Origin of the sequence: Roseofilum acuticapitatum BLCC-M154 (assembly GCF_030068475.1) — a bacterium.
Classification (GTDB): Bacteria; Cyanobacteriota; Cyanobacteriia; order Cyanobacteriales; family Desertifilaceae; genus Roseofilum; species Roseofilum acuticapitatum.
The window spans coordinates 105662-127922 of sequence record NZ_JAQOSP010000063.1 but is presented as its reverse complement, the minus strand read 5'-3'; the positions used below and the strand labels follow the sequence as shown (position 1 = coordinate 127922).

At 47.0% G+C, this 22261-nt stretch carries 21 protein-coding genes and 1 tRNA gene; 10 read left to right on the top strand and 12 right to left on the bottom strand.

Annotation, left to right across the window (positions count from 1 at the left end; all coding sequences use genetic code 11):
- The first annotated feature begins 25 nt into the window (after window positions 1–25).
- Window positions 26–2515: an HD family phosphohydrolase gene (locus PMG71_RS09215; protein ID WP_283753375.1), complete on the top strand. Its 2490-nt coding sequence runs from the start codon at window positions 26–28 to the stop codon at window positions 2513–2515.
- A 68-nt stretch (window positions 2516–2583) separates the two neighbouring features.
- Here the strand turns inward: PMG71_RS09215 and PMG71_RS09210 are convergent, their stop codons facing one another.
- The 5 genes from PMG71_RS09210 to PMG71_RS09190 form a co-directional block, all read right to left on the bottom strand.
- Complete coding sequence (locus PMG71_RS09210; RefSeq protein ID WP_283753374.1) at window positions 2584–4020, bottom strand: alanine/glycine:cation symporter family protein; 1437 nt, start codon at window positions 4018–4020, stop codon at window positions 2584–2586.
- A gap of 175 nt (window positions 4021–4195) precedes the next feature.
- Window positions 4196–5230, bottom strand: coding sequence for a dihydroorotase (gene pyrC, locus PMG71_RS09205; protein WP_283753373.1), 1035 nt, complete (start codon window positions 5228–5230; stop codon window positions 4196–4198).
- A 21-nt stretch (window positions 5231–5251) separates the two neighbouring features.
- Window positions 5252–5875, bottom strand: coding sequence for a class I SAM-dependent methyltransferase (locus PMG71_RS09200; RefSeq protein WP_283753372.1), 624 nt, complete (start codon window positions 5873–5875; stop codon window positions 5252–5254).
- Between the two features lie 163 nt (window positions 5876–6038).
- Window positions 6039–6671 carry an NAD(P)-dependent oxidoreductase gene (locus PMG71_RS09195; RefSeq protein ID WP_283753371.1) on the bottom strand — a complete coding sequence of 211 codons (633 nt, stop codon included), beginning with the start codon at window positions 6669–6671 and terminating at the stop codon, window positions 6039–6041.
- A gap of 132 nt (window positions 6672–6803) precedes the next feature.
- Window positions 6804–8129: an MFS transporter gene (locus PMG71_RS09190; RefSeq protein WP_283753370.1), complete on the bottom strand. Its 1326-nt coding sequence runs from the start codon at window positions 8127–8129 to the stop codon at window positions 6804–6806.
- A 138-nt stretch (window positions 8130–8267) separates the two neighbouring features.
- On the opposite strand from PMG71_RS09190, the gene PMG71_RS09185 reads away from it, so the two are divergent.
- Window positions 8268–9122 (top strand): AraC family transcriptional regulator, encoded by an 855-nt coding sequence (locus tag PMG71_RS09185; protein ID WP_283753369.1) that lies wholly within the window; start codon window positions 8268–8270, stop codon window positions 9120–9122.
- A 321-nt stretch (window positions 9123–9443) separates the two neighbouring features.
- On the opposite strand, the gene PMG71_RS09180 is transcribed toward PMG71_RS09185, so the two are convergent.
- Both PMG71_RS09180 and PMG71_RS09175 read right to left on the bottom strand, forming a co-directional pair.
- Entirely contained in the window at window positions 9444–9887 is a 444-nt protein-coding gene (locus PMG71_RS09180; protein WP_283753368.1) for a GNAT family N-acetyltransferase, read from the bottom strand.
- 9 nt (window positions 9888–9896) lie between these two features.
- Window positions 9897–10412, bottom strand: a complete 516-nt coding sequence (locus PMG71_RS09175; protein WP_283753367.1) for a hypothetical protein — start codon at window positions 10410–10412, stop codon at window positions 9897–9899.
- 139 nt (window positions 10413–10551) lie between these two features.
- Between PMG71_RS09175 and PMG71_RS09170 the strand changes: the two genes are divergently transcribed.
- The 3 genes from PMG71_RS09170 to PMG71_RS09160 all read left to right on the top strand — a co-directional run bounded on the left by PMG71_RS09170 (window position 10552) and on the right by PMG71_RS09160 (window position 12578).
- Window positions 10552–10977 (top strand): XisH family protein, encoded by a 426-nt coding sequence (locus PMG71_RS09170; protein WP_283753366.1) that lies wholly within the window; start codon window positions 10552–10554, stop codon window positions 10975–10977.
- On the top strand, window positions 10959–11279 hold the full coding sequence (locus PMG71_RS09165) for an element excision factor XisI family protein (RefSeq protein WP_283753365.1): 321 nt from the start codon (window positions 10959–10961) through the stop codon (window positions 11277–11279). The genes PMG71_RS09170 and PMG71_RS09165 overlap by 19 nt, the downstream gene beginning before the upstream one ends.
- A 63-nt stretch (window positions 11280–11342) precedes the next feature.
- Window positions 11343–12578 carry an LL-diaminopimelate aminotransferase gene (locus PMG71_RS09160; RefSeq protein WP_283753364.1) on the top strand — a complete coding sequence of 412 codons (1236 nt, stop codon included), beginning with the start codon at window positions 11343–11345 and terminating at the stop codon, window positions 12576–12578.
- A gap of 372 nt (window positions 12579–12950) precedes the next feature.
- On the opposite strand, the gene PMG71_RS09155 is transcribed toward PMG71_RS09160, so the two are convergent.
- Both PMG71_RS09155 and trxA read right to left on the bottom strand, forming a co-directional pair.
- Window positions 12951–13021 (bottom strand) — tRNA-Gly (locus PMG71_RS09155).
- A 104-nt stretch (window positions 13022–13125) separates the two neighbouring features.
- A complete protein-coding gene (trxA, locus tag PMG71_RS09150) occupies window positions 13126–13443 on the bottom strand; it encodes a thioredoxin (protein WP_283753363.1) in 318 nt (105 codons plus the stop codon).
- Between the two features lie 88 nt (window positions 13444–13531).
- Between trxA and fabG the strand changes: the two genes are divergently transcribed.
- Complete coding sequence (gene fabG / locus PMG71_RS09145; RefSeq protein WP_283753362.1) at window positions 13532–14278, top strand: 3-oxoacyl-[acyl-carrier-protein] reductase; 747 nt, start codon at window positions 13532–13534, stop codon at window positions 14276–14278.
- A gap of 59 nt (window positions 14279–14337) precedes the next feature.
- Here the strand turns inward: fabG and PMG71_RS09140 are convergent, their stop codons facing one another.
- Complete coding sequence (locus tag PMG71_RS09140) at window positions 14338–15414, bottom strand: ATP-dependent 6-phosphofructokinase (protein WP_283753361.1); 1077 nt, start codon at window positions 15412–15414, stop codon at window positions 14338–14340.
- A gap of 144 nt (window positions 15415–15558) precedes the next feature.
- Between PMG71_RS09140 and era the strand changes: the two genes are divergently transcribed.
- Entirely contained in the window at window positions 15559–16536 is a 978-nt protein-coding gene (gene era, locus PMG71_RS09135; RefSeq protein WP_283753360.1) for a GTPase Era, read from the top strand.
- Between the two features lie 118 nt (window positions 16537–16654).
- Complete coding sequence (locus PMG71_RS09130) at window positions 16655–18151, top strand: hypothetical protein (RefSeq protein ID WP_283753359.1); 1497 nt, start codon at window positions 16655–16657, stop codon at window positions 18149–18151.
- Window positions 18152–18157: 6 nt separating this feature from the next.
- Here the strand turns inward: PMG71_RS09130 and PMG71_RS09125 are convergent, their stop codons facing one another.
- Window positions 18158–19111 (bottom strand): ABC transporter permease, encoded by a 954-nt coding sequence (locus PMG71_RS09125; RefSeq protein WP_283753358.1) that lies wholly within the window; start codon window positions 19109–19111, stop codon window positions 18158–18160.
- Between the two features lie 231 nt (window positions 19112–19342).
- On the opposite strand from PMG71_RS09125, the gene PMG71_RS09120 reads away from it, so the two are divergent.
- Both PMG71_RS09120 and PMG71_RS09115 read left to right on the top strand, forming a co-directional pair.
- A complete protein-coding gene (locus PMG71_RS09120) occupies window positions 19343–20338 on the top strand; it encodes a S1C family serine protease (RefSeq protein ID WP_283753357.1) in 996 nt (331 codons plus the stop codon).
- Window positions 20339–20396: 58 nt separating this feature from the next.
- On the top strand, window positions 20397–21530 hold the full coding sequence (locus PMG71_RS09115; protein WP_283753356.1) for a DUF58 domain-containing protein: 1134 nt from the start codon (window positions 20397–20399) through the stop codon (window positions 21528–21530).
- Window positions 21531–21718: 188 nt separating this feature from the next.
- On the opposite strand, the gene PMG71_RS09110 is transcribed toward PMG71_RS09115, so the two are convergent.
- Window positions 21719–22030: a c-type cytochrome gene (locus tag PMG71_RS09110; RefSeq protein ID WP_283753355.1), complete on the bottom strand. Its 312-nt coding sequence runs from the start codon at window positions 22028–22030 to the stop codon at window positions 21719–21721.
- Between the last annotated feature and the right edge of the window lie 231 nt (window positions 22031–22261).

Below are 22261 nucleotides of genomic sequence, written 5' to 3'. Positions count from 1 at the left end.
AGCCTTCTTTGAGTTGGGTGCCACAATGAAATCTTTGCAAGCACTAAGTAAACGGGTAGACCAATGGTGGCGCATGTACATCACCAATTCTCCCGAACAACGCCAACCTGGATACAAAACCGTTTCCCCTTCCCCGAAATCATCAGGGAATCATGTTGCCAATACCACCCAAAGCCGCTCTAGCCAAAACTCAGTGAAGAAAATTCCACCAACGGCTTTCTTTGTGGTTGCAGTGGCCTCAGTCACCAGCTCTTTCGGTTACCGCTTTTATAGCACTCCCCAACTCAGACCGGGAACCTTCGCCCCAACAACTATTACGGCCCCTCGTGCAGAAACAGTAGTTGATGCAAAGGAGACGGAAAACCGGAGAAAACAACTCCGTAATGGTTCCTATACTGTCCTGAAAATTAATTTAGAGTTAAACCAAGAACTCAAAACAACCCTCGACAGTGCATTGAGTCAAGGAGAGTCTTTGCGATCGCAAACGGGAGCATTTCCTTATGTGGATGAGTCGCTTTTGCCCCTGGAAACCCAGCGCTATTTACGCCAACTCTCTGATAGTGAATGGCAACAGATTACAGAAATCCTGAAAACCTTTCCAGACCAGGAAAATACAGACCCAGAAGAAACCCCTAACTCGAACCGTGCTGGGGTAGATGTGCAATATCCTCTGGTGCTTAATCCCCAACTTCAGGGGGCGATCGCTCAATTGCAAAGCCTGAAACAACAGAGTTCTGAGAGCGAGTGGGCAAATGTGCTGCTTATCATTTCAGAATCGCGCAACAACTATGAATTTGCTTTACAGAAGCTGAGAAGCCAACAAACCAGTAGTAACACCTCTTTGTATACTCCAGCTTTATTTGATTGGAGTGAGACCACTTGGGAGGAAACTCAAACCGGTATTAAGCAAAGTCTAGAGCGGATATTAACCCAAGGTCTGGCCGAAGGATTACCAGAGCGACAACTGCAACAGGCGATCGCCCTGCAAGTTCAAGATTGGGTTCCCCCAGAAACCCAAAAGTTTGCCTCAGATACTTTACACATGATTCTGAAAGGACAACATAATCTGATTCATGATAAAGAAGAGGCCAACCGCCTAGCAGAAAAAGCGGCTGAGGCTTTCCCCCCCATTGAATATCAGGTCAATGAGGATGACGTAATTGTTCATAAAGGGGAAAAAATTTCAGATAAGCAATTTGTTCTCATCGACCATTTTGAATTAAGTCAACGTCAGATTAATTGGCAGGGCTTAACTGCTTATGCTCTACTTATTAGCGGCTCAGTAACCATTTTTTGGTTAATCGAAAAGCGTGTCCATTCGGGAATGCGTCAACGAGACCGGATTCTGATCCTCTTGCTGACCTTAACTTCTCCCTTGCTCGTCAGCCTGAATTTCCCTTCGATCGCCTTATCGGGAATCGGCCTATTGTTGGGTGGCTTCTATGGATCTACCTTAGCCACCACGGTTGTGAGCCTAATTGCGGCCGTACTGCCCGTGGGTATGGATGTGATTTGGAATCAGTGGTTGGCTAGTGCTGCGGGAGGAATCTTAGCCGCCATCATGGCCGGCCGGATGCGATCGCGGGAAGAAGCCGCTCTTCTGGGAATGGGAGTGGGGATGACCCAAAGCGTCACCTATTTGGTAGTCACCCTGATTCAAACCGCAATTCCGGGAATTACTTGGCAACCTCTGTTAACTCGTTCGGCTTTGCAAGGGTTGGGGGGACTCGCTTCGAGTATTGCCGCTTTGGGATTAAGTCCCTATCTTGAACATTTGTTTGATTTGGTCACTCCGGTGCGCTTGGCGGAAATTTCTAACCCCAATCGTCCCCTGCTGCAACGGTTAGCGGCTGAAGCTCCGGGAACGTTTCAACATACCCTCTTTGTGTCTACCCTGGCAGAAGCAGCGACCCGCACCCTGGGCGGCAATTGTGAGTTAGTCCGCGCTGGAACCCTTTACCATGATATTGGTAAGATGCATGACCCCCTAGGCTTTATTGAAAATCAAATGGGTGGCCCCAATAAGCATGATGAAATTCAAGACCCCTGGAAAAGTGCCGAAATTATTAAGAAGCATGTGAGTGAAGGTTTGGTGTTGGCCAAACAGTATCGCCTACCCAAGGCCGTGCGGGCGTTTATTCCCGAACATCAAGGCTCGATGCTGATTGCCTTTTTCTATTACCAGGCTAAACAAATGGCGGAGAGTGACCCGGATTTAAGGGTGCATGAGGAGGATTTCCGCTATCCGGGGCCGATTCCCCAGTCACGGGAGACCGGAATTGTGATGTTGGCCGACTCTTGTGAGGCAGCGTTGCGATCGCTCAAAGAAGCCACCTACGAAGAAGCCTTAGCCATGGTCAATAAAATCCTCAGAGCCAGATGGCAAGATAATCAGTTGGTGGATTCGGGCTTGAAACGCGAGGAAATGGGCGTGATTGCCGATACCTTTGTCCGGGTTTGGCAACAGTTTAATCATAAGCGGATTGCTTATCCGAAAGGGGCATTACCCAAGTAAGGAAATGGGTAATGGGTAAAAAGCATGTTTTTTGAGTAATGAGTCATGACTCATGACTCATTACTCAGTTATAAAAGCTCTGGATCGGCGGCTTCTAGACCCCCAGAATTCATGGCTTCAGAAACCCAGGCTTGAGGATCGATCGCCAGACTAGCAAAACGACTGCCGACAAAAACCGGCGTTTCTCCATTCTCGATTTGCTGATCATAATCATCGAGGACAGCAAACCCTACATTAGAGAGCATTAACAAGGCGGCTAAATTCACCAGGGCTAAGAGTCCCATGGTGACATCAGCAAAGCCAAAGACGGTTCCCAGATCTTGGACTGCACCCCAGATCACTAGGGCGAGGGTGAGAATTCTAAACCCATTGAAGAGAACTTTATTTTCGTTGCTGAAGAAGTTGAGACTATTTTCGCCTAAGTAGTAGTTATAAATAATCGAGGTAAAGGCAAACAGGAAGAGGGCAATGGTGATAAAGGCTTGACCCCACCAACCCATATGTTCAGCCATGGCTTGTTGGGTAAGGGTGACACCGCCTAATGCGTCGTTACCGGGTTCATAGACAGAAGAGAGTAAGATCACTGAGGCTGTGCAGGAACAGAGGATAAGGGTATCGATGAAGACACTGAGAGCTTGGATAATGCCCTGTTCTACGGGATGTTTGACATAGGCGATCGCCGCTACATTGGGAGCGCTCCCTAAACCGGCTTCATTGGAGAATAAGCCGCGTTTGATACCATACATAATGGTACTTCCCACTCCTCCGGCGATCGCCGTTTTCACCCCAAAGGCACTTTGGATAATGCTGGCAAATACCGCCGGAATTTCACCCAAGTTGGTGACGATCACAAAAAAGGCGAGAAGAAAATACCCCATAGCCATAAATGGAACAACGTATTCTGCAACTTCTGCAATGCGCTTGACTCCCCCAAAAATAATTACTCCGAGAACCACCATCAGGGCAAAACCGGTAATATTGGGACTTAACCCAAAGGTCTCTTGAAAAGAGGTGGCTACGGTATAGGACTGAACCGCATTGAAGCCAAAGCCAAATGTGGCGAGTAAGAGGATCGAAAATAGGCTTGCCATCCAACGTTGTTTTAAGCCTCGCTCCATATAATAGGCTGGCCCACCCCGATAGGAACCGTCAGGTTCAGAAGTTTTGAAGACTTGGGCAATCATGCATTCAAAAAAACTGGTAGCCATGCCGACTATGCCAATGATCCACATCCAAAAAATAGCCCCAGGGCCCCCTAGGGTAATGGCCACGGCTACCCCGGCAATATTGCCCCCTCCAACCCGTCCAGCTACACTCAAGGCCAGGGCTTGAAAGGAACTGAGATGGCCTTCTTCTTTGGCAAATGTATCTTGAAGATTGCCCAACATTTGCCCAAAATAGCGAAATTGGACAAAGCGCGATCGGATGGAGAAATACAGACCTACGGGAACGAGGACAAAGACTAAAATTTTGCCCCAAATTAAGTCATTTAAAAAACTCAACATGGTTTAATATCCTCATATTAAACAAAACTAACAAGATGCAATTCTGAAATTTTCGGTAAGATTAGCTTCCGTAGACCTTAACTTGGTCTAGAGAAGATAACTGTATCTAGGTCTACAAATGGCGATCGCGCTTCTATCATTTCTGGTATTTCTACTCAAAGCCCGATCTAGATCTTTAACTTTGCTGCATTTTCCAGGTCATCTTTTGCCCTGCCCTTAAGGGAACTAATCCTGATTCGGTAAAGGGGACTTCATCGGGAATTGTCCAGGTAGTTTGAGTTAAGGTAATTTGTTCGGTATTGCGGGGGAGTTGATAAAAATCTGGCCCGTAGAAACTGGCAAAGGCTTCGAGTTTATCCAGGGCATTCACACTTTCAAAAGCTTCTGCGTATAATTCCATAGCATGTAGAGCAGAAAAGCAGCCGGCACAACCACAAGAACTTTCTTTACTGGTGCGGGTATGGGGGGCGCTATCTGTGCCGAGGAAAAATTTGGGATTGCCGGAGGTGGCGGCTTTGAGGAGAGCCTGACGATGAATTTCTCGTTTTAAGATGGGCAAGCAATAAAAGTGGGGATTAATACCGCCTTTGAAGATACGATTGCGGTTAAAGAGGAGATGTTGGGGCGTAAGAGTTGCGCCGATGTTGTCAGTGTTGAGGACATATTCAACGGCATCAGAGGTGGTGATGTGTTCGAGGACGACGGGCAGTTGGGGAAAGCGCTGTCTGAGGGGCATTAAATGTTTTTCGATGAAGACTTTTTCGCGATCGAATATGTCTACGTCTGGATCGGTGACTTCTCCGTGGAGTAGTAGGGGGAGGTTGACTTGTTCCATGGTTTCAAAGACGCGATCGCACTTAGCAATATCTGTAACCCCTAATTCTGAATGGGTTGTTGCACCGGAGGGGTAGTATTTGACGGCTTTTACAAACCCCGAATCCTTTGCTTTCAGGATCTCTTCTGGCCGAGTATTATCGGTGAGATAAAGGGTCATGAGTGGCTCAAACTGTTTGCCCTCTGGAATGGCTGCTAGAATGCGATCGCGATAAGCCGCAGCATCGGCGAGCGATCGCACCGGGGGCTTCAAATTGGGCATAATAATCCCACGGGCAAACTGTCGCACCGTATGAGGTAAAACGGCTTTGAGCGCATCACCATCGCGCAGATGGAGATGCCAATCATCAGGTCGAGTGAGGGTAAGGTGTTGCATCAGGTTGTCTAGAAATGAATCCTAATTGGGTTTTTTAGCGACTATAAAAACCGCTTTATTTTTGCTGGGTTGCCATTGGTAATCGATAGTTAATCCAGCATTCGTTAAGCTTTCTGTTAACTCTTTAATTGTAAAAATTTTAACTAAAGGCAAAAAGCCCAACATTCTGCATAGGGGAACAATGAGCTTAAACCAGAACATGGAATCTCCGAGGCAACTTGTGCTGGTGACAAACAGTCCGCCAGGTTTAAGCATCTGATAAACTTGGGCAATAGTAGCTTCTTTATCTTCTAGGAGATGTAAAATACTTAAACCCAAGACCATATCCAAGGTTTGGGGGGGAATATTTAAGTCCTCAATGCTGGCTTGTTCAAAGGTGACATTGGTAATGTTTTGATTGGCGGCTTTTTCTTGGGCGATCGCAATCATCTGAGCAGAAAAGTCAATAGCGCGAATCTGTTTGACATAGGGAGCATGGATGAGAGCGGTTGAACCCGTACCGCAGCCAATTTCCAGCACTTCCATATCGGGGCGAAAATAGCCACGAGTAACTTCTAGTTTCTTCTGGTAGGATGCTTCATCGGCGATCGGTTGTTGGGCATAACCTTCGGCGATCTTGTCCCAAAATTGGGTTGATTGTGCCATAGTAAATCTCTTTGGTGTGTAATAATTATACACTACTACAAAACCAAACAGGAGTGCGAGCATCTTGCTCGCTGTTGTCCAAACAGGAGTGCGAGCATCTTGCTCGCTGTTGTGTACCCTAGCGAGCGAGACGCTCGCACTCCCGAAAACCTAATGCACTATTTTAGTAAGATAAGCTGGGGGTTTGATGGAGATAGAGGTTAGAATCATTGACTTGCTTGAGGATAAAATCGGCTACATCTGCCCGTGAAATTTGCAATTTTGAACTCCGATCTGTACCAGGGAACCCATGACGATAATCACCCGTGCGATCGCCCTCGACAAAAGCACCGGGACGCACAATCGTCCAATCTAAATCACTTTGTAGCACATCCTCCTCTTGCCGTTCATGATCGGCAAATACATTCCGCAAGATCAATCCAAACATGATGTACTTCCAGTAAAAATCAAGACTTCCCCAGCTATCTCCTACTCCTAGAGTCGTCTGACAGATCAACCGTCGTACTCCCGTTTTTTTCATGGCTTGCAAAATGTGCCGAGTTCCCTGCGATCGCACGGTTCCCGTGAGTTTTTGCCCGGAACCTAGGGTGCAGATGACGGCATCTTGTCCTTGCACAGCTTGTTCGACGGCTCCCCGATCCATCACATCTCCGGGAAATAATCTAAGATTAGGGTGCTTAATATTCAGTTTATTAGGATTGCGAGCAAAGGCGGTAACGCTGTATCCTGCTTCTAGAGATTGTTTTACCACGTGCTGACCGACACTACCCGTTGCTCCAAAAATAACCAGTTTCATGATTGTTTGCTCTGAATACCAACATCTCTAGCTTAGGAAAGCAATGGAGTTTCTACTCTGCTATTCTTGCGATACTTGTACAATCTTGCGGTTAATTGAATGGTTGCTGGAAATTGGACGTTATGAGGTTTATTAGAGTAAGGGTTCGCGGCTGCGATCGCTCATAAATGCCAAGGCGATCGCAGCGATCGCAGCACTGATCATTAAATAAAGGGCAGGGGCATAAATATTCCCACTGATATTAATCAGCCAGGTACACACCAATAGAGAAGTTCCCCCCATAATACTTGCGCCTAGATTATACGAAATAGAATAGGCACTCAGGCGAGTCTCTGTGGGAAAGAGTTCTACCATCATCGCTGGAGAGGTAGCCAATAAGGGGGAAATGGCGATCGCCAATAACATCTGAGCCAACCCTACTTCATAATGATTGGGTTGCAACAACAGCCAAAATCCAGGAACACTCAATAATCCCATACCCAGGATTGCCAACAATAATAAGGATTTACGCCGTAGGGCACTATCGGATACCCAACCCAAGAGCGGAATCAGGGCGATCATGATACTCAGGGCAACTACATTGACGGCTAAAACACTACTACGGGGCATATCCGTAAACCGATCCAAGTAGGTCGGAAGATAGATGATGATAATGTAATAAACCGAATTATAGCCTCCGGCATAACACATGGCTTGCAACATGGGTAATAGGGATTTTCTCAGGGCATTGAGTAGGGGAACTTGCCTTTCTTCCTGGTGTTCCTCGAAGATTTGTGAATCAGGGAGATTGGTCCGAATGTAGAGTCCCATTAATCCTAAGATACCGCCAAATAAGAAGGGTAAGCGCCACCCCCAGGTATATAGGGTGGTGTCAGAGAGGAGATGGGTGAGGAGCGTCACTATCCCTAAGCCTAACAAGAAACCGGTGGTAGCCCCAACACTGACAAAGCTGGTGGTGAACCCGCGCCGAGTTTGGGGTGCAGTTTCAGCTAAATAGGTGATCGATCCAGTGAATTCTCCGCCGACGGATAATCCTTGTACTAATCTGAGTAAAATTAAAATGATTGGGGCGGCAATGCCGATCTGGTTATAGGTGGGTAAGAGACCTAAGCAGAATGTGGGAATTGCCATTAAGATGACGGAAATAAAGAGTTCAGTACGGCGACTGACGCGATCGCCGATATAACCGAAAACTCCTGCCCCAATAGGTCGCATAATAAACCCGGCTGCAAATACACCATAGGTTTCTAGCAGAGAGACCAGTTCATTACTATGGGGGAAAAAGAGTAGGGAAATAATGGGGGCTAAATAGCCATAAAGGGCAAAGTCATACCATTCAATTGCATTACCTACCACACCGGCCAGAATCACGGTTTTGGTATTATTTACGCTAGAAATTGTTGGATGAGCTTGCCGATCTTGGGCGGCTTCAATGGGGGATAGGGGGGTCACTCGCATAGGGGGTTAACGACTTGATCCCTATTTTAACTCAAAGCTAAAGGGTAAAGTCGGTACAGGGAAGCAGGGGATTAACCGGGAAGCCAATTCAGTCGAGTAGACTATAATATCGACACAACGCTTACTGGGTTCGTCAAGATGCAAAATCATGCTCTATCACCTGTTGAAAATCATGACTGGTCTGAGCATCAGGAGAGGGTTCAAGTTACCCGACTCCAGAACCCTACTGGGGAAGGGAGTTGTCATTTCCGGGATGAGCATAGCTTATTTATCTCTCTTTCGCCCCGTCCCATTGAGTATATGCAGTCCCAAGATGGCAAGACTTACCGGGGGCTGTATCGTGCCGGAGATCTGTTAATTACGCCTGCGAATACCCCTTTGTTTGTGCGATGGGAAGGGGAGGAAGATTGCTTGTGCCTTCAGGTGAGCGATCGCTTTTTGCGCGATGTGGCGAGGGAAACTCTGAGTCAAGATAGCGATCGCCTGCAAATTATACCGCAGTTTCAGGTACGCCATTCTCCCCTAGAGGCGATCGCCAAAATGCTGCTTGCTGAATCCCAACAACCCGAATTAACCAGCCCCCTGTATCTAGATTCCCTGACCCATGTTTTAGCCATCAATTTTCTTCGCCATCATGCCACTATTCAACCCCAATTACCCGTTTATGAGGGAGGGTTACCCCCTCGCCAACTGCAACGAATTTTAGATTACATTGATGCCCATCTCGATCAACCCATTCAACTGAAAAATCTAGCTCAATTACTCAACATGAGTCCATTCCATTTTAGCCGTTTATTCAAGCAATCCATCGGCCTATCCCCCCATCAATATGTAATTCAGCAACGGATTGAACGAGCCAAACAGATCCTCAAATCCGGCGATCGATCCATTATCGAAATTGCCTTAGATTGTGGCTTCAGCAGCCATAGTCATCTCAGCAAACAGTTCCGACAAGTCACCGGGATGACTCCCAAAGCCTATCGGAATAGTTAGGATTTATAATGAATTATGCAATGGCTGCCCCTCATCCCCCAGCCCCTTCTCCCGCAGGAGAAGGGGAGCAGAAGTCCCTCTCGGAGTGCTAATCTTGTAGGGGTTTCATTGAACTACGATCGGGTATTTAACGGCTGTAAGGAGTGCGAGCGTCTCGCTCGCTACAGAAAGGCAGCGAGCAAGATGTTTGTCCTGCGAACACGCTGCGCTACGCACTCCTTCAACTCTAAATTCATCTGCGTCTTAAAACCCCTACAGAATATAACTCTAGATGCAATCATCTCAATGTACAGAAATCAATTGGAATGACTATCATTTAGACTAGCGATATATTCTTTTAACCATATACACACTGTAAGGATCTGGGCCATAATCTCCAAAAGGAAGACAATTCACATAACCCAATTTACGATATAGGGCAATCGCTTCAGTTTGATAAATACCCGTTTCTAACTTTGCCTCACCCATTCCCAAGTTAATCAGATGCTTTTCCAACTCACCCATGAGCATCCGAGCTAACCCTTGACCTCTAAACTCCGGCTTAACATACAAGCGCTTCATCTCGCCATAATCATCTAATACTTTAACTGCACCAATTCCCGCTAATTCACCCTCCACAAAAGCTCCAATCATGTGGACATTCTCTTGAGAGAGAACATCCACAGAATCTAAATGATTACTTTCATCAGGATAAAACCCCTGGAGATAGATATCCAGTTCTGCGATTAGCTCTTGTGCTTCATGGGCTGCAATAACTTTCAGCATTCTCATATTTTAGGAAGGATTAGGCGCAGTATAGCCTTGTAAACTTTCTGGTTCAAAGGGACGAATAATAATCGTCGCTTGTTCAATCAGACTACTAGAACCTTGTACCACAATTAAATACTTGCCTTCTTGTAAGCGGTTGCGATAGGGCAGTGCATCGCCACTACCACTAATTAAACCTACACCACCGCCCACAAATAAGGCTCCTAAGCCACCGGAAGCAGCACCTAAAAGTCCGCCCACAATATGATTGCCGATTTCGCCAGCCCAGGCAAAAGTATTGAGGCCAGAAATAACACTAAAGGTAACGCCACCAAAAAAACCAAAGGGGACTAACCAAGTCGCCATCAGTTGGGCTTGTTTTTGAGCAGCTTGGTTAGGGTTGATTAGGCCAAACTCATCGGCACTTTTGTAACCTTTGCCTAAGATGTTCACTTGGTTTGTGGGTAAGCCTCCTTTTTCTAAGGCACAGTAGACTCCTTCGGCTTGAATGCGATCGCGCAATACGGCAACTAGATAATTCATCGGCTCTGGTAATTTAACCCAACACTCTGATTACAGCACTTCCTATGATACCGGTTTACGCCTAAGCTGATAGAAAGAGTCTCAAGAAAAGCCGCAATGGTCACGATTAACGAAAATTATCTCAAAGTTATTTCAGGTAATGCCCTCTAGAGATGCCATTCACGCTCAGGTTAAAGCTGCTCTACAAAAAGAGGGGTGGATAATTACCGATGATCCCTATGTGATCTCCTATGGGGAGCGATTTTTGTTTGTAGACTTAGGAATAACCGGACAGTTTATCGGAGCCGAGCGTGATAAGTACCGCATTGCCATCGAGATTAAGGAACTACGAGGCAAATCCCCCATTGCTGAACTTGAACAAGCTATGGGCCAATATACGCTGTATCGACTACTTTTAGCACAGGTTGATCCAGAGAGACAGCTCTATCTAGCGGTGAGTACCCAGGTGTACAATGAGCTATTCCAAGAGCCGATTGGCCAATTGGTTATCCGAGACCTGCCGCTCAATCTATTGGTTGTGGATGTAGAAACTGTAGAGGTGAAACAATGGATACCGCGACTCTGAGAGATAAAGTCAAGCAGGTAATTAGTCAGTATGGGCGCTTAACCCCTTCTCACGGGCAAATTCGCCTAGATACAGTGTTTGATGAAACTCAAGACCGCTATGCCCTGATGCAAACGGGCTGGAGTCAGGGCTGTAGAGTGCGGGGTAACTTGATCTACATTACCCTGGAAAATGAGCGTATTTATGTCGAATATGATGGGCTAGAACAGGGTATTACCCAAGATTTGCTCGATCTAGGTGTGCCTTCTGAGCAAATTGTCCTGGCTTTCTTGCCAGAACAACCCCTGGTTCTGGCTGGATAAATGGTCTTCCTATGATACCGGTTTACGCCTAAGCTGATAGAAAGAGTCTTAAGAAGAGCCGCAATGGTCACGATTAACGAAAATTATCTCAAATTGAAAGCGGGCTATTTGTTCCCGGAGATTGCCCGACGGGTGAAGGTGTTTGCCGAGTCTAATCCGGATGCTCCCATTATTAAGCTCGGAATTGGGGATGTGACGGAACCTCTACCGGAAGCTTGCCGCACGGCGATGATTAAGGCGGTGGAAGAAATGGGCGATCGCGCTACATTTAAGGGATATGGCCCAGAACAGGGGTATGGTTGGTTACGGGAAAAGATTGCCAGCCAAGATTTCCAAGCACGGGGATGCGACATTGATGCCTCGGAAATTTTTGTTTCTGATGGCGGGAAATGCGACACCGGCAATATTCTCGATATTTTTGGTAAGGATAACACCATTGCCGTCACCGATCCCGTTTATCCCGTGTATGTCGATACTAATGTCATGGCCGGCCATACGGGGCCAGTGAATGATAAAGGCGAATATGGAGGCTTATTCTATCTGCCGATTACAGCCGAGAATAACTTTACCGCTAAAATACCGGATCAACCCGTAGATCTCATTTATCTCTGTTTCCCCAATAATCCCACAGGGGCAACTGCATCGAAGGCTGACCTCAAAGCTTGGGTAGACTACGCTAAAGCCAATGGTTCCGTCATTCTCTTTGATGCAGCCTATGAAGCTTTTATTACCGACCCGGAACTGCCCCATTCTATCTATGAAATTGAAGGCGCAAGGGAATGTGCGATCGAGTTTCGTTCCTTCTCCAAAAATGCAGGATTTACCGGCACTCGATGTGCCTATACCGTCGTTCCCAAGAGCCTCAAATCCAAAACTGCCGATGGAGCAGAAGTCACCCTCCATCAACTCTGGAATCGTCGCCAATCTACCAAATTTAACGGCGTTTCCTACATTGTCCAGCGTGGCGCAGAAGCGGTTTATTCCCCAGAAGGACAAAGCCAAATTAAAGACTTAATCCAGTTTTACCTGGAAAATGCCCAAATTATCCGTCAAAAGCTCTCCGAGGCTGGATTAACCGTTTATGGTGGGGTTCATGCCCCCTATATTTGGGTGAAAACGCCCCAAGGATTGTCCAGTTGGGATTTCTTTGACAAATTACTCAACTTATGCTACGTCGTTGGCACTCCCGGATCGGGATTCGGCGCTGCGGGAGAAGGCTACTTCCGCATCTCCGCCTTCAACAGTCGGGAAAATGTCGAAGAAGCCATGAGTCGGATTATCGCCAATTTCAAGGTTTAAGCTTCTGAGTTGGGTCACCCAGTGACCCAACAGAAGAATTATCAGAAGAATGGGTCTAAAACCCCATCCTAGAAGGACGGCTTTTCTTGTTCTTTAATGTACTGCATTAGAACTGCTATTGGCGCACCTCCAATGGAGCTAACCCAATAGCATTGACAGACCAATTCTAGCGCAAGTAATGAAAGCGAGATATCAAAACCGTTTCTATCAAACTGACCAACAGCGACAGAGTTGAGCTACTGTCCCCATGGCCTATTACTTGCCCCCCTCAATGGGGAGTGCTATGGTGAATTTAGGCAGATTTTAGGCATGGGAGCCGGTTCCCATGCTATTGATGGGGGTAAAAATTCTATACACCCAGGATACTTAAGAAGCGGGTAGGGGGAATCGAACCCCCATCAATAGCTTGGAAGGCTATGGTTTTACCACTAAACTATACCCGCAAGCTGGGCAAATCGACGGACACAACCGTTTATTACCCACTCTCACCAATCTAACATAACTTTTAGAAAAAAGCTAGACCTTGGGCAAAATTTTTGTACTGCCCTTAAATCAAGGCCTGGAGGCGTGCGATCAGGGGTTCGGCCTTAATCACGCCTTCAATTTTATCCACCGGTTTGCCCTGCTTAAACAGAATCAGGGTGGGCAAGGCTTCTACCTGGTACTCAGAAGCGAGTTGGGGGTATTTATCTGTGTCAATCTTCACCACTTGGATGGCTTTACCCATCTGAGCGCTTACTTGCTCCAAAATGGGAACCATCATTTGGCAAGGGCCGCACCAAGTGGCATAGAAATCGACCAACACAGGGACATCAGATTGGGCGAGGAGGTCAGAAAAACTTTTGAATTGCTTTTTAACGGCCATGTTAAATTCTCCAAAAGTGAGGCAATTCACCCCATTCTAAGGCAAAATGCCCTAAGCCTAACTTAAGAAATAGTCGGAGAACTGGTTTATGGGAAATCTATTACAAGATCGAGTAGCCCTAGTGACGGGAGCTTCTAGGGGAATTGGTCGGGCGATCGCCGTTTCCTTAGCCGCAGAAGGAGCCAAAGTTGCGGTCAACTACGCCAGCTCTAGCACAGCAGCCGAAGAAGTGGTCAGTCAAATTAAAGACCAAGGAGGAGAGGCGATCGCCCTGGGAGCCGATGTTTCCCAAGCCGAAGCCGTGGATACCCTAGTCAAAGCCGTCATGGAGCAATGGGGACAGATTGATGTCCTGGTCAATAACGCCGGAATTACCAGAGACGGTTTACTCCTACGAATGAAGCCCGAAGACTGGCAAGCCGTCATCAACCTCAACCTAACCGGAGTCTTTTTATGTACCCGTGCCGTCAGTAAAATCATGCTTAAACAGCGTCGAGGTCGCATCATCAACATTGCCTCCGTCTCCGGCCTGATGGGAAACCCCGGTCAAGCCAACTATAGCGCCGCCAAAGCCGGAGTCATTGGATTTACCAAAACCGTCGCCAAAGAAATTGCCAGTCGGGGGGTCACCGCTAACGCTGTTGCTCCCGGCTTCATTTCCACCGACATGACCAAAGACCTAGCCGCAGACGAAATTCTCAAACTCATTCCCCTCGGTCGCTATGGTCAACCCGAAGAAGTTGCAGGAATGGTGCGTTTCCTTGCTGCCGATCCCGCAGCCGCCTATATTACCGGTCAAGTCTTTAACGTTGATGGTGGCATGGTGATGGCCTAATCCCTTGATAGTCTTCCGGATCGATCAAGCAAGGGGCCCCAAGCCCCTTGTTTTGCCTGTTAATCTCCCAAACAAATGCCCAAACCTCTGGCGGTTTTGACTAATGTGCCTTCAGCATCAACCGTTTGGTAATGTTTAATCGCATCTTCAATGGGTACACTCACCACCTGGCGATTTTGCCAAGTCACCATGTAATCATATTTATCCTCAGCCACTAAATCAACGGCTGCCACACCAAAGGTAGAAGCCACCAGGCGGTCTGTAGCGGCGGGAATACCTCCTCGTTGGGTATGACCTAACACCGTCACCCTGGTTTCTGCACCAATTTTAGAGGTAATGCTATCGGCAATATAATGACCAATACCTCCATAGCGACGCTCTCCCAGAACATCCACATTAGTGATCGCTCCGCCATCAATGGTTTTTACCGCTTCGGAGATAATCACCAGAGAATAATTTTTACCGATATCTCGACGCTTAACAATATGGTCGCAAACCTTATTGATGTTGTAGGGAATTTCGGGAATTAAGATCACATCCGCACCGCCAGCAATTCCGGCACTAATGGCAATATGACCGGCATCCCGACCCATCACTTCCAGAATTAAGACCCGATTATGACTGGCTGCGGTAAACTGGAGTCGGTCTAGGGCTTCTGTTGCAATATTGACGGCTGTTTGAAAACCAATAGAGCGTTCAGTAATGCCAATATCATTATCAATGGTTTTGGGGATACCAATAATGTTCATATTGCCTTGTTTAGCCAGTTTTCGCAGAATGGCTAAAGATCCATCGCCACCGATCACCAGTAGGGCATCGAGACCCAATTGGTGGTATCCTTCGATCATTTCTTCTGAGCGATCGATTGATGTACCATCGGGCATCGGATAAGCAAAGGGGTCACCCTTGTTGGTGGTTCCTAGTATGGTTCCACCAGTGAGCAGTAAGCCACGAATGTTAGTGCGATTTAATTCGATCGCCTTTGGAGGACGTTCTAATAACCCCAATGTGGCTTGATAAATGCCAAAGACTTCATAACCATAGGTTCCTGTGGCATGATAGACGACAGCTCGAATCGCAGCATTGAGACCTGCACAGTCCCCGCCACTGGTTAAAATACCAATGCGTTTTCCCATAACCTTGTCCTCCCGTAGCTTTGAAGGTGAATGAAGACAAAGGGCCACTTAGCCCTTACAGGAGTAAATTAAACTTAAATTCTCTGAAAGTTCCATAACGTCAACTTGACTTAATCTTTGTTAATTCCTGACTTACGATCCTCCATGACTGATTCTCTTGATCCCCAATCTGAAGCTCTCTACGATTCTTCTGCTTTATCCTTTAATATAATTCCAGAACCCCCTCCTGGCTTTAAGTCTGGGTTTGTGGGCATTATTGGCCGTCCCAATGTGGGTAAGTCCACCATTATGAATGAGTTGGTTGGACAAAAAATTGCGATTACTTCACCGGTTGCTCAAACCACACGCAACCGCTTGCGGGGAATTCTGACGACTTCATCGGCTCAATTTATTTTTGTAGATACTCCTGGAATTCATAAACCCCACCATGAGTTGGGGAAGGTGTTGGTGGAAAATGCAAAGTTGGCCATTAAATCGGTAGATGTGGTGTTATTTGTGGTCGATAGTGGGGTGGCTGCGGGAGGGGGCGATCGCTATATTGTTGATTTACTGTCCTCCGTTAAGCTACCCATTATTCTCGGACTCAATAAGGCAGATCAACAACCGGAGGACTTTGAGGCGATCGATCGAAGCTATGCCCAACTGGCCCAAGCTCACCAGTGGCCTACCCTGAAATTTTCTGCCCTCACCGGTGAGGGATTAGACTCCCTACAAACCCTACTGGCGGATAATCTCGACCCTGGCCCCTACTATTATCCCCCCGATTTGGTCACTGACCAGCCAGAACGCTTTATTATGGGCGAATTAATCCGGGAACAAATTTTACTGCTGACTCGCCAAGAAGTGCCCCATTCCGTGGCAGTCGAAATTGAGCGGGTGGAAGAAACGGAGAAAATTACTCGCGTTTTTGCGGCCATTAATGTAGAACGGGACTCTCAAAAAGCGATTCTGATTGGCAAAAAGGGATCGATGCTCAAAAGCATTGGCACAGCAGCACGGGAACAGATGCAAAAATTGATTTTAGGCCAAGTTTATCTGGAATTATTTGTTAAAGTTAGACCGAAATGGCGACAATCTCGCGCTCGTTTGTCCCAGTTTGGCTATCAGGTGGGAGAAGATTGAGAATGTTATCATTGCTCTAGTATAGCTATGGTCATTTTCGTAGCCTGTAGTCTTGAGAGCATATCTCAACTGGTTCAAAGATATTAATCCTAGAGACCGTTTAGGAGCGTCTTCAACTATGAATTCAGTATTTAATCGAATTGGGGACTGGAATCCCCAATTATTAAGGGAGCTAAAAGGGAGGCTCAAACCCGCTCCCCTATTTTTAGCGTTGGGAGCAGCCGTGCTTTTGCAAGGTCTTCTGATCCTGATAGCAGCAGAATCTGATTATATCGGTCAGGAGTTTGCCTGGTCAGTTATTTTTGATTCCCTGGGTTGGATTATCCCTTTGACTTTATGGGTATGTGGAGTCTTTTTATTGACCAGTGATATGGCCAAAGAGGTGAGCAAAGGGACTCTGAATTTTATTCGCTTCAGTCCTCAAGAGAGTGAAAAAGTCTTATGGGGTAAGGTGTTGGGCGTTCCTATTATTGTTTACGTCTTTACCGTGCTGTGTTTACCTCTCCATGCTTTCGCTGCTCTACAGGAGTATTCTTTTGTGAGCCTTTTAGCTCTCTATAGCCTGTGGGGATTGGGATGTGGGGTGTGTTTCGCCTTTGCCCTCTTGGTTGGCCTCATGGGTAACGATAAGATGGGGGAACAAGCTCGTGCAGGTAGCTCTAGTGTCATCAGTTTAATGGTGATGCCTTATTATTTGCAGGGGGTGAATTGGTGCTTGGATCAGTATGTTTTGGGTAGTGCAGAATATATTAAGGAGTATTGGTTTACGTTTCCTCTATCTTCGGCTTGGGTGGGTTATGGATTAACGATCGCCACGGGTGTGGCGATCGCTTATGGGATTGCCTCTATTGTCAATCGAGTTTACCAAAATCCCCTAGGTACAAGAATGAGCAAAGCTCAAAGCTATGGGATGGTGGCACTGCTTCAGGTGTGGTTATTGGGGTTTATGCTGCCGATAGGCTTAGATTACCCTGAGCAAGGATTGCACATGCTGTTTTCCCTGAGCGTGTTTAATTTGATAGTCATTTTGTTCACCAGTTTTATGGTGACTCCAGAGCGGCAAAATTGTCTAGATTGGGCGAGATATCGCCATCAACAGTCTAGGGAAAATCGAAGGTTAATTCGGGATTTGCTCTGGGGTGAAAAGAGTCCTGCGGTGGGGGCGATCGCCCTGCAAGTGCTGATCGTTACAGCTATTTGGAGTTTTTGGGCGATCGCTCGCTTACCCAACGCCGAAAAAATGGGGGCAATTTTCTCTTTGATCCTCTCAGCTAATCTGATACTCATTTATGGAGTCATCATCCAACTGAGTTTACTCAACCGCTCTAAAAACCGGACGGCGATCGCCGGATCTTTAGTCATTACAGTATTAGTCTTACCCCTAATCATTGTCGCCACCTTAGAAATCAACCCCCAAACCTCAGCCAGTTGGTGGATGTTCTCCGTATTCGGAGGCAGTTGGTTTGCCCTCGAACAAACGGCCCCAACCTTAATCTTGCCCTTTGCCTTTTCCCTCTTAGCTCAATGGGCCATTTTCGCAGCCTTGAATAGCACCTTAATGTCTCGGTTGAATAAGTTAGGGCAATCCACCACCAAGGTTTTAATGGCAGATTAAAGCCATTTATTGGAGTGCTTGTTTCTGGGTAAAATAAAATACAAATCCTATGGGGCCGCGCTTTTTCCAGGAAACCTTTTTCGGTTTCCCTAAAGCCTGGGTGATCCGGTCTAATAAGATCGCCACTAAGACAATACTGACCCCGCCAACCGTTGCTAATCCAACATCCAGGCGGCCAATGCCCCGTAAGACCATTTGACCGAGACCTTCGACAGAAATCATGGATGCGACAACCACCATGGATAGGGCTAAGAGTATAGATTGATTCACGCCCGCGAGGATTGTCGGTAAAGCGAGGGGAATTTGGGCTTCCCAAAGGACTTGGTTGGGAGTGGAGCCAAAGGCGATCGCCGCTTCCACCACTTCCTTAGACACCTGACGAATCCCCAAATTCGTTAACCGAATCAAGGGCGGAACCGCAAAAATCAAAGTAACAATCACTCCCGGCACTTCCCCAATCCCAAAGAGCATCACAACCGGAACCAAATAAACAAACGAAGGTAAAGTTTGCATCGCATCCAGAAGCGGTCGCAAAATAGAGTCAAAGCGATCGTTTCTGGCAGCTAAAATGCCAATCGGCAGACCGATAATCATACAGAAAGTCACGGCACAAATGACCAGAGATAAGGTAGTCATTGCCGGTTCCCAGGTTCCCAGTAAACCAATAGCCACCATAGCCACCAGACTGTAGATAGCAATGGCAGCGCTACAAAATTGCCACACCAGCAACCCTAAGAGAATTAAGAACAAGGTGGGGGGAATAACCAGTAAACCCGCTTCAATTGTGCTGAGAACAAAGGCAAAGGGAATTCTAATCAGTTGAAAAAAAGGGCGAAACTGATCGACCAAGAAATTGACAAAATCGGTCACCCAATCTCCCAAGGGTAGGGTATACAATTGAAATGGGTCAAGAAAAACGGGCATTTCACCAACGAAGGATGAAGATAAAGAATCAAGCATGAATCTATAAAATTAAACGAAACTACAAAACTAAGGTTAAACTCGGATCGCCCAATCTTGATGTTCGGAAGCTATCCAATCCATCTCTCGCTCCAGATGGGCATTCTGGGTTATAGGTTGGTTAAATCTCTGAAGTAATTGATGACCCGTGCCTATTCTACAATCAGGAAACTATCAGCACCATCCTGTGTCATCCATTAAAGAAGGATTGCTAACCCTGGGTAAAGAATCATGATCCAACCAAAAACCTTATTCCTGTCTACCCTAGCAGTGGGACTATTCATCGCGCCACCAGCCCTCAGTGTACCGGAAATTGGACGACTCGCGCAATTTAGTGGGGAAGAACAAACGCGGATTCAAGTCTATCGCCAAGCCAGTCCTGCGGTAGTTACGATTAAAGCTGGACGAGGCTCAGGTTCAGGGAGTATTGTACGCTCTGATGGTTTAGTCTTAACTAATGAGCATGTGGTTTCTGAAGCCAGACGGGGACAGGTAGAGGTGAGAACCGCCCAAGGCAATCGTTATCCAGGTTATGTGATTGCTGTGGATCGCCGCAATGATTTAGCCTTAGTGCGTCTACAAACGAATGAGAGTTTACCTACCATTCCGATCGCCGATCGCCAAGGGGTACAAATCGGTCAACAAGTCTATGCTATTGGTAGTCCCTTTGGTCTGTCGGGAACCATTACCACCGGTATTCTCAGCCGCATTGATCCGGAAAATGGAGACCTACAAACCGATGCAGCCCTAAATCCTGGGAACTCCGGCGGCCCCTTACTCAACTCCCGTGGCGAACTGATTGGAGTCAATAAAGCCATTTTAAGCCGGAATGGAACCAATAGCGGCATTGGTTTTGCCACTAATGCTTTAATTGCCCAAGAGTTTATTGTGGCTAATGGCAATCAGCGCGATCCTGGCGTTCCCAATGATTCAGTGGCTCGACGCGATCCTACATTTCCTCAAGATAATCAGAATAACCGCGATCGCTTTTCCGATCCTCCCCGTTTAGGCGTAACCGTAGATCAAGACTTAACCGTATTAGAAGTTGAACGGGGTTCTTTAGCCGCAGATATCGGTTTTCGACCGGGAGATCGCCTCTTAGCCATTAATCACCGTCGGTTGCGAGGAGTCAACGATCTCATCGGTTTCCTAGAAACCCGTCCCCGTTCAATGCTGCTCACCGTGCGACGCAATCGCAGAATTGCCGAAGTCTTGGTTGAATTTTAATGGGTCGATCGAGAAGCGCTATAAAAGATGAAGGGGAAATGATATATGGAGTAAGAGCGTGATACAAGCGATCGCCGATTGGTTAGAGAGAAAATGGGTTAACCCCGCTTATGCGGGATGGTTGCTAGGCGCTCTGATGGTCTTTTTCTTTGGAGCAGCCACCAATACCATGGTCGGATGGCTCTATGTCATTAGTGGCATTCTCGCCGCACTGCTGTTTATGGCAGCTATTTTACCCGTGCGATCGCTACGGGGTCTCAAGATTCATCGCCATCGCATTCGCCCCATCAGCGCTGGCGATCATCTCACCCTTGAACTGGACATCGAAAATTGTACGAACCAACCCAAAACCCTGCTTCAAGTTCAGGATCTGCTGCCCTTTGTCCTCAGTCCTCCCCAAACCACGGCGATCGCCCATATCCCCCCTTACAGCAGCTATAAATGGATTTATGACCAACCGACCCAAAAAAGAGGAATTTATCGTTGGAGTACCCTACAGCTCAGGACAGCCGCCCCTCTAGGCTTATTTTGGTGTCGCCGTCGCCGGGAAGCGCCTGCCACGGCGATCGTTTATCCCCAAGTGCTACCCCTACGGAGTTGTCCCCTAATTGACGACCTTGGTCAAGACCAAAGCCCTAAATTTAAGCGCGACCATCAGGGCATCCAAAATTCTACAGAAGGCTTAACTCGCTCCTTGCGCCCTTATCGGGTGGGAGACCCCTTAAGACTGATTCACTGGCGCACCAGTGCCCGCTATGGAGACTTAAGGGTACGAGAATTAGAAATTATGGCGGGCGGTGATGATGTGTTGATTGCCCTCGATACGGAACTGGCTTGGCATCCCGCAACTTTTGAACAAGCGGTCATTGCGGCTGCTTCTCTCTATTTCCATGCCTCCCGTCGGCAAATGAATGTGAAACTCTGGACGGCTTATACTGGACTGATTCAAGGTTATCAAGTGGTCTTAGAAGCCTTGGCGGGAACTACATTTGGGGAACCTGCGCGGAATTTACCCAATGTACCTTTAATTTTACTGACTCAAAATAGCGATCGCCTCAATCAGCTCCCCGTCGGCAGTCGTTGGGTCTTTTGGCCTCCAGAAGAGGGGTTTGGCAGCATTAAACAAGATTTTAAAGGTTTAGAGATTAAGGGCGATCGGCCCCTAGAGTTGGAATTACAACAATCTGTGTGAGGATGGGGAGATGTTGACATACTCACCGTCCTAAAGGAGCAGTGATTCTTGACGCTTCACTGACTAATGCTACCGCCCAGCCTCGCCGCAGGCGATAGTAGTCTTACTTGCGTCTCCTGACACCTTCAGAGAATTTAATGTTAGCATGACCCCTAAACCTAATCGAGTCTTTACATTCTACTTATTTGCTACAGCGACTCTAAGTAACTTAACAAGTCCGCCATCACTTGGGGACTGGGCTGAAACTGGGGCATAGGTGGGGTTTTGCCACTGATCACTTGCTCAACTAACCGGCGCTTAGACTTATGTTCTGATACTCCTTGCAAGCTTGGCCCGACTTTGCCCTTAGCTTCCCAACCATGACATCCGGCACAATTCATTTGGAAAATAGCATGGCCTTGAACGCGATCGCCTTTCAAGGTCAAAACCTCCTTTAAGTAGGGAGAGGGCTGATCGAGATACTGAATCGAAAAGCAAATCAGACCCACCGATACCAGCATAAGGACGACTACCCCCCAAAAACGCTTACTCAAGAGGGGGTCACGGAAAGGATGATCCAACGTTTTATCACTAAACTGCTTCACCAAGAGGGTTAAAGTATCAAATGAAGATGATCGGAGCCGAACACAAAAATTGGAGAAATATGAATATTTAATAACATACTAATAACATAACTTAAAATTTCACAACTCCCAAGAAGGGCAAGTTTACTCAATTCTGGGTCTTCCCCT